At 64.8% G+C, this 12,704-nt stretch carries 14 protein-coding genes; 5 read left to right on the top strand and 9 right to left on the bottom strand.

The window, feature by feature from the left end; genetic code table 11:
- The first annotated feature begins 26 nt into the window (after positions 1 to 26).
- Positions 27 to 1,397, top strand: a complete 1,371-nt coding sequence (pelG, locus tag QCE48_RS24410) for an exopolysaccharide Pel transporter PelG (RefSeq protein ID WP_309782816.1) — start codon at positions 27 to 29, stop codon at positions 1,395 to 1,397.
- A 127-nt stretch (positions 1,398 to 1,524) separates the two neighbouring features.
- Positions 1,525 to 2,439, top strand: coding sequence for a formate/nitrite transporter family protein (locus QCE48_RS24405; protein ID WP_309782814.1), 915 nt, complete (start codon positions 1,525 to 1,527; stop codon positions 2,437 to 2,439).
- Positions 2,440 to 2,459: 20 nt separating this feature from the next.
- Here the strand turns inward: QCE48_RS24405 and QCE48_RS24400 are convergent, their stop codons facing one another.
- From QCE48_RS24400 to QCE48_RS24375, 6 genes are all read right to left on the bottom strand, one after another.
- On the bottom strand, positions 2,460 to 2,774 hold the full coding sequence (locus tag QCE48_RS24400; RefSeq protein WP_309782812.1) for a beta-xylosidase: 315 nt from the start codon (positions 2,772 to 2,774) through the stop codon (positions 2,460 to 2,462).
- Between the two features lie 149 nt (positions 2,775 to 2,923).
- Positions 2,924 to 3,232, bottom strand: coding sequence for a hypothetical protein (locus QCE48_RS24395; protein ID WP_309782809.1), 309 nt, complete (start codon positions 3,230 to 3,232; stop codon positions 2,924 to 2,926).
- A 262-nt stretch (positions 3,233 to 3,494) separates the two neighbouring features.
- Positions 3,495 to 3,773 (bottom strand): hypothetical protein, encoded by a 279-nt coding sequence (locus QCE48_RS24390; protein WP_309782808.1) that lies wholly within the window; start codon positions 3,771 to 3,773, stop codon positions 3,495 to 3,497.
- A gap of 14 nt (positions 3,774 to 3,787) precedes the next feature.
- Positions 3,788 to 4,117 (bottom strand): hypothetical protein, encoded by a 330-nt coding sequence (locus QCE48_RS24385; RefSeq protein WP_309782807.1) that lies wholly within the window; start codon positions 4,115 to 4,117, stop codon positions 3,788 to 3,790.
- A gap of 109 nt (positions 4,118 to 4,226) precedes the next feature.
- Positions 4,227 to 5,933: a penicillin-binding protein 2 gene (locus tag QCE48_RS24380; protein ID WP_309782805.1), complete on the bottom strand. Its 1,707-nt coding sequence runs from the start codon at positions 5,931 to 5,933 to the stop codon at positions 4,227 to 4,229.
- A 9-nt stretch (positions 5,934 to 5,942) separates the two neighbouring features.
- Positions 5,943 to 6,767, bottom strand: a complete 825-nt coding sequence (locus QCE48_RS24375) for an arylamine N-acetyltransferase (protein ID WP_309782803.1) — start codon at positions 6,765 to 6,767, stop codon at positions 5,943 to 5,945.
- A gap of 226 nt (positions 6,768 to 6,993) precedes the next feature.
- Between QCE48_RS24375 and zwf the strand changes: the two genes are divergently transcribed.
- From zwf to QCE48_RS24360, 3 genes are read left to right on the top strand one after another with little or no spacing between them, the layout of a single operon-like run.
- The gene (zwf, locus tag QCE48_RS24370) at positions 6,994 to 8,553 is read left to right on the top strand and encodes a glucose-6-phosphate dehydrogenase (protein ID WP_309782802.1); all 1,560 of its coding nucleotides are present in this window, start codon (positions 6,994 to 6,996) and stop codon (positions 8,551 to 8,553) included.
- Positions 8,554 to 8,566: 13 nt separating this feature from the next.
- Positions 8,567 to 9,355, top strand: a complete 789-nt coding sequence (locus QCE48_RS24365; protein WP_309782801.1) for an ROK family protein — start codon at positions 8,567 to 8,569, stop codon at positions 9,353 to 9,355.
- Positions 9,352 to 10,242 (top strand): HAD family hydrolase, encoded by an 891-nt coding sequence (locus QCE48_RS24360; RefSeq protein ID WP_309782799.1) that lies wholly within the window; start codon positions 9,352 to 9,354, stop codon positions 10,240 to 10,242. Before QCE48_RS24365 ends, QCE48_RS24360 begins: the two co-directional genes overlap by 4 nt.
- A gap of 129 nt (positions 10,243 to 10,371) precedes the next feature.
- Here QCE48_RS24360 and infA read toward each other — a convergent pair whose 3' ends face one another.
- From infA to corA, 3 genes are all read right to left on the bottom strand, one after another.
- Positions 10,372 to 10,641 carry a translation initiation factor IF-1 gene (gene infA, locus QCE48_RS24355; protein ID WP_309782798.1) on the bottom strand — a complete coding sequence of 90 codons (270 nt, stop codon included), beginning with the start codon at positions 10,639 to 10,641 and terminating at the stop codon, positions 10,372 to 10,374.
- 85 nt (positions 10,642 to 10,726) lie between these two features.
- The gene (locus QCE48_RS24350; protein ID WP_062632301.1) at positions 10,727 to 11,017 is read right to left on the bottom strand and encodes a hypothetical protein; all 291 of its coding nucleotides are present in this window, start codon (positions 11,015 to 11,017) and stop codon (positions 10,727 to 10,729) included.
- A gap of 555 nt (positions 11,018 to 11,572) precedes the next feature.
- Positions 11,573 to 12,550 (bottom strand): magnesium/cobalt transporter CorA, encoded by a 978-nt coding sequence (gene corA / locus QCE48_RS24345; RefSeq protein ID WP_309782795.1) that lies wholly within the window; start codon positions 12,548 to 12,550, stop codon positions 11,573 to 11,575.
- Between the last annotated feature and the right edge of the window lie 154 nt (positions 12,551 to 12,704).

Raw genomic sequence — 12,704 nt, 5'->3', positions numbered from 1 at the left:
CGCTCAATCACTTCCAAGGCACCGACATGGCTGGAATCGGCTTCGAACTGCGCAAGATGCTCCGCCGCGACACGCTCGCGGGACTGATGCAGGCCTACGCATACGCGGGCCTCATCAGCGCGGGGCCGTGGATTCTCTCGATCGTCGGCATTCTGCTGATCGGCATTCTCAGCTTGCCGTTCGTGCTGCCGACCGGACTCATCACGCAGTTCCAGGTGTCGGTCACGTATCTGATTTCACTCAGCCTCGTGCTGACGGGGCCGCTGCAACTCGCCTATACGCGCTTCACGTCGGACCGGCTCTTCGAAAAGCGCGCCGACCTCGTGCTGCCGAATTTCCACGGCGCGGCGCTCGTCATCACGGTGGCGGCGGCGGTGCTGGGCGGGCTCGCCGTCGTGATCCTCTTTCCAACGCAAAGCGCCGCGTACCGGCTGCTGATGCTGGCGGGCTTCGTCGTGATGAGCAACATCTGGCTCGCGACGATCTTCCTCTCCGGCATGAAGCAGTACATGTCGATCCTGTGGGTGTTCTTCATCGGCTATGCGTTGACGACCGGCGCCGCGATCACGCTGAACGTGTTCGGGCTCACCGGGCTGCTGGGCGGCTTCGTCGGCGGGCAGACGGTGCTGCTCGCCGGGCTTCTCACGCTCATCTATCGCGACTACACCGGCAGCCGCTTCATGGCGTTCGAGCTTTTCATGAAGCGCTATCGCTATCCGACGCTGATGCTCACCGGCTTCCTGTACAACCTCGGCATCTGGGCCGACAAGTTCATGTTCTGGTACTCGCCCGCGACCGGGCAAAGCGTGATCGGACCGCTGCGCGCGTCGATCATCTACGACATTCCGGTGTTCCTGTCCTACCTCGCGATCATCCCGGGGATGGCGGTGTTCCTGATGCGCATCGAGACGGACTTCGTCGAGTATTACGACGAGTTCTACAACGCCGTGCGCGAGGGCGCCTCGCTGCAGCACATCGAGCGCATGCGCAACGCGATGGTCGAGGCGCTGCGCAACGGACTCTATGAGATCGTGAAAGTGCAGGCAACCGCCGCGCTGATGCTGTTCGCGATCGGCGCGGTGCTGCTCGACTGGCTGCGGATTTCGACGCTCTATCTGCCGCTCTTCTACGTCGACGTGATCGCCGCGAGCCTGCAGGTGATCTTCATGGGCGTGATCAATGTGTTCTTCTATCTCGACAAGCGCCGCGTGGTGCTCACGCTGGTCGCGCTGTTCGTGCTGTTCAACGTCGTGTTCACGGGCGTCACGCTTGCGCTGAACCCGGGCTGGTACGGCTATGGCTTCGCGCTCTCGCTGCTCGCCGTCGTGCTCCTGAGTCTCTACTGGCTCGACCGGAAGCTCGATACGCTCGAATACGAAACCTTCATGCTCCAGTAATGCGTGCGGCGGGCATTGTTCGTGCTTGACCGGGACGTCGTTTCCGCACACACACGGACGCGCCTTTCCTGTTCATTCGCCGCGTTCGTTCGTGGATCGTCGGCGAGCATCCCGGAGCAACCAGTCCATGTCAGACGATCAGAACCGTTCACGCACGCGTTCCGGACCAGACGCGTCCACTGCGACGCCGGAAGCGTCGGAGGCCGGCGCGAATTCCCCCCACCTGAACCGCGACGAGCAGGACCAGGCCGCCGAGCACTCGACGCCACGCGCACTGGTGATCCACGAGATCGTGCGCGAGGAAGGGGAAGCCGCGATGGACCGCACCGCGGGCGCGCTGATCTGGTCGGCGCTGGCGGCGGGGTTGTCGATGGGCTTTTCGTTTCTGGTGCAGTCGATCCTCGAAAGCGCGCTGCCCGAGACGAGCTGGCGCGGGCTCGTATCGAGCTTCGGCTATACGATCGGTTTCGTGATCGTGATTCTCGGACGCCAGCAGCTTTTCACCGAGAGCACACTTTCCGCGGTGCTGCCGGTACTCACGCGGCGCGACATGAAGACGCTCCTCAAGACGCTGCGCCTCTGGTCGATCGTGCTGCTGTTCAACCTGGTCGGCACGGTGATCTTCGCGGGGATTTTGCAGTTTCCCGGCGTGTTCTCGCCGGAGGTCACCGAGTCGCTCGGCAAAGTCGCGCAGACGCCGCTGACGGGAAGCTTCGGCGTGACCGTGGTGCGCGGCATGTTCGCCGGCTGGCTGATCGCGCTGATGGTGTGGCTGCTGCCGAGCGCGCGTTCGGCGCGCCTCCTGACGATCCTGCTGATCACTTACACGGTCGCGGTGAGCAAGCTGTCGCACGTGATCGCGGGGTCGGTCGAGGCGTCCTATGCGGTGATGACCGGCGCGGCGAGCGTCGGCGATTACTTCGGCGTGTTCCTGCTGCCGACGTTCATCGGCAACATGATCGGCGGGATCTCGCTCGTGGCAATCGTCAACCATGCGGCGATCGCACCGGAGATCACCGGCGCGCCGAACCGGCAGGACTGACGCGAGCCGGCGCGACGGCGTTATTTGTTGCTGCCGGCGCCCGTGCCGTAAAGGCCGTTGTTGAAGCCGCCGGCGCCTTCGGTCTTGTGGCCTTTGCCGGCGGTCGCGCCGCGGCTCTTGCCGGCGGCGTCCTTCGACTGCGGCGCCTGCGATTCGTGGACGGCCGAGTTGGCGGCGGCGGGCTGCGTGCCCATCGCGGATGCGCGATTTTCCTGCTGCTCGGAGCCGCTGCCGCTCGTGATCTGCGCGAAGCCGCTGGTGCTGGTCAAGGCGATCGAGCACGCAAAAGCGGCCGTCGCGGCGCGGCGAAGGAAAGTGAAATCGAATCGGGACATGCGCACTCCAGAAAGACCAAGGTCTATGCGAGGAGCAGGAAGAATGCCTGACGGCATCGGCTGGAATGCTTACAGGAAAGCTTGCGCGCCGTCGCTCGCGCGACGGCGCTCATGGCTCGCGCCGCGGCGCGAAGGGGCGAAAGCGGTGGTTAAGCCGCTTTCGCCCAAAGCCTGTTGGTCGTTTTCCCGCGGCCCGGCGTGGAGTCGCCCGGTCCTTTGCCGACCGCGTCGAGCGCGCTCCGCAACGCCTCGATGCGCCGCCTCTGCGCCGGCACGAGCGCGTACTGCGTGCCGACGGCATTGAGCCGCTCGCGCCAGTATTCGACGTTCAGTGTTCCGGAGGATTGCGCGCTCATCGTCCGAAGCTGGGCGAGCGCGCGTTCGATGTGCTGAAGTTCGACATCGGCCATCGCCGAGGGCAGCAGGCTGCCCGTGGTCTCGGTTTTCTTCTTTTTCATGTACTCGTCACCGTTTCAGCCACGCGGCAACGGATGCGAATCAACGCTTCCGTCTCCGCGCGGGCACCCCGTTCGCCCGAACGCTCGACGTCGTTTCAGGCGGCCCCTCGGTTTTTGCGACCGTTGTCAAAAATGTACGCAACGCGAGGGTAGGTGCTCCGTCTGGCATCGCACATTGTTTCGCCGAACGGCGCGATGTTTGACTCGTGCCGTGGCGCGGCGAACCGGGATGCGCGCAGGCGTAATGAAATAGTGCGGGCGTTCAGCCTTCGCCCGTGTCGCGCGCCTTGCCGCTGCGCCGGATCTGCGCTTCCATCGCGAGATCGAGCTTGCTGGTTTTGCGCGGCTTCGCTGGCTGGATCGCGTTGACGAATGCGACGAATTCGTCCATCGGCAGCGGCGCGGAGACTTTCTGGTCGCCATCCGCCGATTTGTCGACGAGATAAAACAGGCCGCTGCTCATGCTGACGGCCGCGAACTGCGGATTCCCGCTGCGGGTCTTGAGCCGCTCGACAGCGGCGATTGCCTTGGTGGAACGCATCGTCGGGTCTTATCTCAGGGCGCGCACTTCTTGCCCGCGCCCTCGATCCACATGTTCGACGTGTGGCGCTGGCCGGGATAGAAGCGATAGCTCGTCTCGCCGTTGTCGAAGCGCACCTTGATCACGTTGGATTCGCCGAATTCGAGCATCACGCCCTGCGGGATCGGCGTTTTCTTGTAGGGCGCGTCGTGCTTGTCGGCTTCCTTCGTGATGCACTGCACTATGCTGTCGACCGAACTGTTCGACGCCTTCTCGACTTCCGGCTCGCCTGCGTCCGGGTTGTGAAAGTAGCCGCATGCGCTGAGCAGCAGGGGCAGCGCGACGAGCGCTGCGCGTTTCTTCATGGTCTCTCTGAGCATTCGTTCTCTCGTTCTGAAGGCGTCATTAGAGCACGGCGCCCTTACGGTTTCGACAGCATGACGGCAGCAAGGCGCGCGCCCGGCACGCGGCGAATCACGCGTCGGGCGGCACGCCGAGCAGTTGCATCGTCCCGCCGATGACCCCGGAAAACACCGGCCCCGCCACCGTCCCGCCGTAATAGGAACCTGTCGACGGCTCGTCGATCATCACCGCGACGATCACGCGCGGCGCGCTCATCGGCGCCATGCCGACGAACGACGCGCGGTACTTGTTCTTCGCATACGCGCGCCCGACCTGCTTTCTCGCCGTGCCTGTCTTGCCGCCGACGCGATATCCCTCGACGTTTGCCGCGCGTCCGGTGCCTTCGGGTCCCATCGCCATTTCAAGCATGGTGCGGATCGCGGCGGCGGTCGCGGGCTTCGTGACGGCGACGGGCGCGGCGCGGGTGTCGTCGAGCACGAGCGTGGCCGGATGGAAGTGGCCGGTTCCGGCGTAGGCGGTGTAGACCTGGGCGATCTGCAACAGCGAGAGCGAGAGCCCGTAGCCGTAGGCCATCGTCGCCTGCTCGATCGGCTTCCAGCGCTCGTGCGAACGCAGCCGGCCGGTCGCGGCGCCGGGGAACGTCAGGTCGGGCGCGCTGCCGATGCCGTATTCACGGTACTTTTGCCACATCGTCTCGGGCTGCAGCCTGAGCGCGAGCTTGGTGAGCGCGATGTTGCTCGACATCTGCACCGCCTGCGACACCGTGATGACGCCGTGATTCGACGTGTCGTGGATCACGTTCGGCCCGAGTTTGAACGTGCCCGGCGACGTGTCGATGCGCGTGTCCGGCCGCGCGAGCCCGAGGTCGATCGAAAGCGCCGCGACGAGCGGCTTGATCGTCGAGCCGGGTTCGAAGGTGTCGGTGAGCGCGCGGTTGCGCAACTGCTCACCGGTCAGGCGGGCGCGGTCGTTCGGGTCGAAGGTCGGATAGTTCGCGAGCGCGAGGATTTCGCCGTTGCGCGCGTCGAGCACGACGACGCTGCCCGCGCGCGCCTGATGCTTCGTGATCGCCGCCTTCAGTTGTGTGTGCGCGAGCTGCTGGATGCGGCGGTCGATCGTCAGATGTATCGTTTCGCCGTTCTGCGGCGGCGCGCTCTCGCCGATTTCAGAGATCACCCGGCCGAGCCGGTCGCGGATCACTTCGCGCTGGCCTTGCTCGCCCGTGAGGCGCGCGTCGGCGGCGAGTTCGATGCCTTCCTGACCGCTGTCCTCGCTGTTCGTGAAGCCGACGATATGCGCCGCCGACTCGCCCTCGGGATAAAAGCGCTTCGTGTCCGGCACCAGCGTGACGCCCGCGCGGCCGGTCTCGGCGATGCGTGTCGCCGTGTCGGCGTCGACCTGGCGCTTGAGCAGCACGAACGAGCGGCTCGCGTTGAGGCGCCGCAGCAATTCCTTCTCCGGCATGTCGATGAGGCGCGCGATGTCGCGGGCGCGTTCGGCATCGAAGAGCTTCGGCGTCGCCCAGATTTCGTAGGTTGCGAGGCTCACGGCGAGCATCGCGCCGTTGCGGTCGACGATCCGGCCGCGCGTCGCCTCCAGTTCGAGCGTGCGCTGATAACGCTTCTGGCCTTCGTTGATGTAGAAGTCCTGGTTGAGCACCTGCACCCACAGCGCGCGGCCGGCGAGCGCGGCGAACGCGCCGGAGACGCACAAGAGGACGAGCGTCGAGCGCCACTTCGGCAGGCGGCTCGCGAGCATCGGATTCGGGTGCGGCGTCTGGTAAGCGACGCGGCCGGGCGTCTTCTTCTTGTTGAACATGGCGGCGGGTCAGGGCAGGCGAGCGAGCATGGCGTCGAGAGCGGGGTTCGCGTCATCCGGCAGACGAATGCCGATTTCGTTTTGCAGCACGTCGCGCAAGGCGTCGGCCGTCGTCAGTTCGCGTTGCGACGGATCGGGGCCGTACACGGTCAGCCGCCGGTTGAACATCGCGTAGCGCGAATTCCCCGCGACGCGCGCCACGAGCAGGTTGCTCACGAAAATCGACTGAGGATGCGTTGCAACGAAGTGGTTCGCGAGTTCATAGTCGATGTCGAACTGCGGTCCGAGGTCGAAGCGGTAGAGCGGCGCCCACGCATCGTCCAGCTTCACTTGCAGCAGGTAGTTGTTCGCGTCGATGACGTCGATACGGAACGGCTCGTGCGGCGTCGCCTGCTCGCGCCCGGTTTCGAACACGAGCGGCGCGGTCAGCGTCACGCCGCCGAAGCCGACGTCGGCCAGATAAGTGACGCCTTCCAGATCGACCAGCAGTAGCATGTGCGTGCGCGCCGGCATCGGCGCATCGGTGCGGCCCCAGACGACGCGCGCGGCGAGACTGCGGGTCGTAAAGCCGAGCGCGTCGAGCATGCCGCGAAACAGCAGGTTGTGCTCGAAGCAGTAGCCGCCGCGCCGCGCGCCGACGAGCTTTTGCTGGATCGATTGCGGATCGAGCCGCACGGGACGCCCGAGCAGCGCATCGAGATTTTCGAACGGAATCGTTTGCGGATGCAGCCGGTGAAGCGCGGCGAGCGTATCGAGCGAGGCCTCGCGCGGACCGTCGTAACCGATTCGCTCGAAATACGCGTCGAGGTCGATCGAAGAATTGGGTGCGTTCATTGTCCGAAGGCTTGTCCGTGAAAGCGTGCCGGGGCGCGATCGCCCGCCGCCGAATGGCGCACATTTTACGACACGAAAGGTTAAAAATTACAAATTACCTACGACAACGTGCTCTCTCATGCGCTTTCTCGACGCGCGATGCCGACGTTTTGAACTGTGCCGCAGGCAAAGCGGTCTTTCCAGATTCACGTGCCCACCTTCCGCTTCACTCACTTACGGACGGACCATGCCCACTGAACACGACCAACCCGCCACGCATGCCGAAGGGACCCAGGCCGCGCCGCTCGCCGGCAAGCATCCGGCGCCGCCCTGCGCGCTCGTCATCTTCGGCGCGGGCGGCGACCTGACGAAACGCCTGCTGATGCCGGCGCTTTACAACCTGTCGTCGGACGGATTGCTCGACGACGGCATGCAGATCGTCGGCGTGAATCATGGCGCGCGCGAGACCAGCGACTTTCGCGACGAGCTGACGCAGTCGCTGCGCAAGTTCGCCGCCGACCGCGCGAGCACGTTCCACACGTCGCAGCTAAACGAAAAGGCGTGGAACTGGGTGGTGGAGCGCACGCAGTACTTCGCAGGCGAATTCGAATCCGACGATACCTTCGACGGACTGAAGCAGCTTCTCTCGACGATGAAGACGGGCAACGTCGTGTTCTATCTCGCCGTGACGGCACGCTTCTTCAAGCCGATCGTCGAACATCTCGGGCGCGCGGGGCTCTTGAAGGAGGAGAACGGCAACTTCAGGCGGATCGTGATCGAGAAGCCGTTCGGCACCGATCTCGCCTCCGCGAAGGACCTCAACGCGCACATCCTGAGTTACGCGAACGAACAGCAGATCTATCGCATCGATCACTTTCTCGGCAAGGACACGGTGCAGAGCATTCTCGCCGTGCGCTTCGCGAACGCGCTCTTCGAGCCGATGTGGCGGCGCGAATACATCGACCACGTGCAGATCACGGCGGCCGAGACGATCGGCGTGGAAGGGCGCGGGCGCTTCTACGAGCAGACGGGCGCGTTTCGCGACATGGTGCCGAACCATCTGTTCCAGTTGCTCGGCATGATCGCGATGGAGCCGCCCAATTCGTTCGATGCCGAAGCCGTGCGCGACAAGAAGGCCGAAGTCTTCGACGCCATGAAGCCGCTCACCGCGCAGGACGTCGTCTTCGGGCAGTACGAGAAGGGGCCGGCGGGCCCGGGCTACCGGGAAGAACCCGACGTCGCGTCCGACAGCCAGACGGAGACTTACGCGGCGGCACGCGTGTTCATCGACAACTGGCGCTGGGCCGGCGTGCCGTTTTACCTGCGCACGGGCAAGCGGCTCGCGGCGCGCCGCACGGAGCTTTCGGTGCAGTTGAAGACCGTGCCGTTTCGCCTCTTTCGCGATACGCCCGTCGACCGCCTGACGCCCAATGTGCTCACGCTGCGCATCGACCCGGCGCACGGCACGAGCTTCGATTTCAACGTGAAGGTGCCGGGGCCGGTGATGGAAATCGGCGCGGTGCGCTCGTCGTTCGATTACGCCGACTTTTTCGCCGAGCGCGCGAACGTCGGCTATGAGACGCTGCTCTACGACTGCATGCTCGGCGACGAAACGCTGTTCCAGCGCGCCGACAGCATCGAAACGGCCTGGGCCGCGGCCGATCCGGTGCTGCATCCGAAAGACGGGCCGCTTCCGGTGCACGGTTACGCGGCGGGCACGAGCGGTCCGGCAGAAGCCGACGCATTGCTCGCCGCCGACGGGCGCGCCTGGCGGCCGCTCGTCGATACCCGCAAGAAAAAAGACTAAGGAGAACCGACACGTGGCAACAAAAAAGAAACCAGGCCGGCCCGAGCGAATTCTTGCGATCGACATCGGCGGAACGGGCCTGAAGGCGGCGCTCATCGGCGCGGACGGCGACATGCAAAGCGAGCGCCTGCGTGTTGCGACGCCACATCCGTGCACGCCCGAACAACTCGTCGACACGCTCGCCGAACTGGTCGCGCCGCTCGTCGCGCCGCCGCCGACGCACGTTTCGATCGGCTTTCCCGGCGTCGTGCGCAATAACCGCGTGCTGACGGCGCCCAACATCGGCGACGCGAGCTGGCGCGATTTTCCGCTCGCCGACCTGCTCGCCGCGCGGATCGGCAACCCGCCCGTGCGCATGATCAACGACGCCGAAATGCAGGGTCTCGCCGCCATCGAAGGGCACGGCATCGAGTTCGTGCTGACGCTCGGCACCGGCGCGGGCACGGCGATCTTCCGCGACGGCGAACTGATGCCGCATCTCGAACTCGCGCATCATCCGGTCGCGAAGAAGAAGACCTACGACGAGTACATCGGCAATGCGGCGCGCGAGAAAGTGGGCGGCAAGCGCTGGAACAGGCGCGTCGAGAAGATCCTCGGCGTGCTCGCGTCGCTCGTGAATTACGACAAGCTATGGATCGGCGGCGGCAATGCCGCGCATCTCACGTTCGACCTGCCGGCGAACGTGGGCGTGGTGTCGAATGCGGCGGGCATCGAGGGCGGCGCGCGGCTCTGGCATCCGCGCTCGGTGCGCGAGTCGCGTCAGTTGCCCGCCGCCAATCAGCGCACGGGAGCGTTCGAATGACGGCTCATCGCAAATACGGACTGCGCGCGGTGATCGGCGACGGCCAGGCCGCGTTCGACGCGCTCGCGCAAATCGACCTCGTGATCACCGATTGCGACGGCACGCTCTTGCATACCGACAAATCGCTCAGCATCGCCGCCATCGACGCGGTCCGGCGCCTGCAGGCGGCGGGCGTCAAGTTCACGGTCGCGAGCAGCCGGCCGGGCGCGGGCATGCGAAAGATCGTCGAGGCGCTCGACGTCAAGCTGCCGTTCGCGTCATATAACGGCGGCAATATCGTGGCGCCGGGCACGTGGGACGTGCTGGGTGCGCACAAGCTGCCGCGCGAGGCGGTCGATACCGTGCTCGCGCGGTTCGAACGCGACGGAATCGACGCGTGGGTGTTCATCGGCGACGCGTGGTATCTGACGAACCCCGCGGGCGCCTACGTGCCGCTCGAACGGCGCACGGTGGGTTACGACGGCGTATCGGTGAAAAGCTTTGACGAGCTGGATCTCGCGGCCGTCGACAAGATCGTCGGGTCGAGTGCCGACGCTGCGCTTCTCGCGCGCGCGGAAAGCGAATTGCAGGCGGCGCTGCGCGGCCGGGCGAACGCCGCGCGTTCGCAAAGCTATTACCTCGACGTCACGCACGTGCTCGCCAACAAGGGCGAAGCGGCGTGCGAGCTGTCGCGGCATGCGGGCGTGCCGCTCGGCCGCGTGGCCGTGCTCGGCGACATGGCGAACGACGTCCCGATGTTCGATGCAGCGGGGCTCGCGATTTCGATGGGACAGTCGTCGGAAGCCGTGCAGGCGCGTTCGTGCCTGGTGTCGGCGAGCAACGACGAAGAGGGATTTGCTATCGCGATCGATGCGCTCTTGGCTGCGCGCGCCGAGGTCGCGGGATAGGTCGCGAGGAAAACGGGACGGGAGAGGGCGGCTTCGACGCGCGCGCACCGCCGGCGGCAATGCCGGGCGACGTCGAACCGTGCTCTTCCTGGCGCTCGTCCGTCGGAATGGCGGACGCACGCCGATGCATCAGCGGCGACGCATCTGCTGCGGACGGGGTCCGCCGCCGCCTGCGCGCTCGTCCTTGTGCCGGAAGTTGATGCGGCCCTTGGTCAGGTCGTACACCGACAATTCCAGCGTCACGCGGTCGCCCGCGAGAATGCGAATGTGATTCTTGCGCATGCGGCCCGACGCGTAAGCACCGACCACGACGCCGTTATCGAGCGTAACGCGGTAGCGGCTATCGGGCAGTACTTCGTCGACAATGCCGTCCAACTCGATGAGTTCTTCTTTCGCCATATGAAGCTCCTGTCTGAACAATAATGAGATTGTAGGTGACGCGCGGGCTTTGCGCTCCCGCATCACGCGGATATCGATACGGGTGTCAGAGGTCCGCGACCGTCTGGCCGTCGATTTCTCCGTCGATCAGCTTTTCCGCATGCGTGAGACATGCGCGGCGCGCCTGACCGCCGTTTTCGAACGCCTGCGGCTGGGTGACGCGAAACACGCGGCTGTCGCCCGCGGCTTCTTCGCCTTCGGGCACCGCGCGGCGGATTCGCACCGACGCCTCGTAGCCCGCATCCGCCGCGCGAACCGCGACGCCGTCCCGCGCGCCGCGCGGATAAATCAGCGGATGAATTTCGTATCCTTTATACGTCTTGATCGTGTCTTTCATGTTTCCTGTGTCCTGTGTTGCGCTCGCCCCGGACGCGCACGTGAGCGGCCATGAAACCGCGGCCGCGAGCCGTCGAGGCTCTTGCAAGCGGCTGCGGACAGCCACAAGCGGCCAGAGGCGGCTCAATAGCGCGGCTCAGAAGCGCGGCTCGGGGCCGACTCGTCTGCCAAGCGAGCAAAAAACGAAGCGCTGCGCTTCGGCGGCGCGGTCGCTTCATGGGCTTTTCGTAATGAAGAACGTGACGGTCACGAACCGCCGACGTCGCTGAAACTCAACTGTGGCCCGAACCCGGGCCGAATCTTGAAGACGAACGCCGGGAAACTGCTGCCGACATTGCCGGGGCGATGACATTCAGCGCCTGATTCTGGACGTTCGCGCTGACATGCTGGGTGGTCGCTGCTGCCGGGGAGATCCTGCTACGCATCTGGTGCTGCTCACGCGCAAGATCAAGTAAGACATCGAAATCGGAAAATAGTTCCGCTGTCGCCGGAAGCCCCGCCTCTCGATGCCGCGAATCGTGTTGTCAATGTCGCGTCCAATGCACCGAAGTATCCATTATAACCAACCCGACTTGCGGAACCGCCAATACAACATGATGTCGACTACCAGCATCACGCCGAGGCACGCCGGATAGCCGTATGCCCAGTCCAGTTCGGGGATGCGGTGGAAGTTCATCCCGTAGATCCCGGCGATCATCGTCGGCACGGCGAAAAGCGCCGCGAACGAGCCGAGACGCTTGGTCACTTCGCTTTCCGCGAGCGAAATCAGGCCGAGATTCACCTGAATCGCGGTGACGATCATTTCGCGCCGCCCCTCGATCGTTTTCACGATGCGCAGCAGGTGATCGTAGACGTCGCGGAAATATTCCTGCATGCCCGCGCAGACGCCCGGCGGCCGTCCGCCATACAGTTTGCTGACGGCTTCGAGCAGCGGCGCCGTGTGATGCTGCAGCAGCACAAGGCGGCGCTTGAGCGAATACAGGTCCTCGATGATCTCGCGCGACGCCGCCAGTCCGTTGCGCTCGAAGATGCGCTCCTCGACTTCGTCGAGTTCGGCGGCGAGTTGTTCGAGCACCGGAAAATAGCGGTCGACGACATTGTCGAGCAGCGCATACATCACGAACGCCGGACCGTGCCGCAGCAGATGCGGTTCGCGCTCGCAGCGCTTGCGCACTTCCTGGAAGCCCTGCGTCGTCCGGTTGCGCACGGACAAAACATAGTTCGGCCCGACGAACACATTGATCTCGCCGACGAGCAGTTCGCCTTCATCATCGAATTCGACGGTGTGGAACACGGCGAACAGCGACTCGGCGTACTCCTCGATCTTCGGCCGCTGATGGCCGTGCTGCGCATCTTCGACGGCGAGTTCGTGCAGGCCGAACTGATGCATCATGTGCGCGAGTTCGCCGGGGCCGGGCTCCTTGAGCGCCACCCAGATGAAGCTGTCGGGCAGGTCGCGATAGGCGTTGATATCGTCGATCGGCACATCGGCGAGCTTGCGGCCGTTCTGATAGGCCGCGCAATTGACCAGCATGAATGAGTGCCCCGGGTGTGATGTATTGAGGTCCGCGCGCCGCCGGCTTACAGCGCGCTTGTGCTGCGACGGCCTTGGCGCGTCGCTCTTGTTTTGCATCTTAGCGGATTTGCCCGGGCTTGCTTGAGCCATGGCGCGCGCTGGCGAAGGCCGG

The organism is Caballeronia sp. LZ024 (genome assembly GCF_031451455.1).
GTDB classification, from domain to species: Bacteria; Pseudomonadota; Gammaproteobacteria; order Burkholderiales; family Burkholderiaceae; genus Caballeronia; species Caballeronia telluris.
Note: the sequence above shows the minus strand (reverse complement) of the source record. Positions and strands in the feature narration are given on the sequence as shown.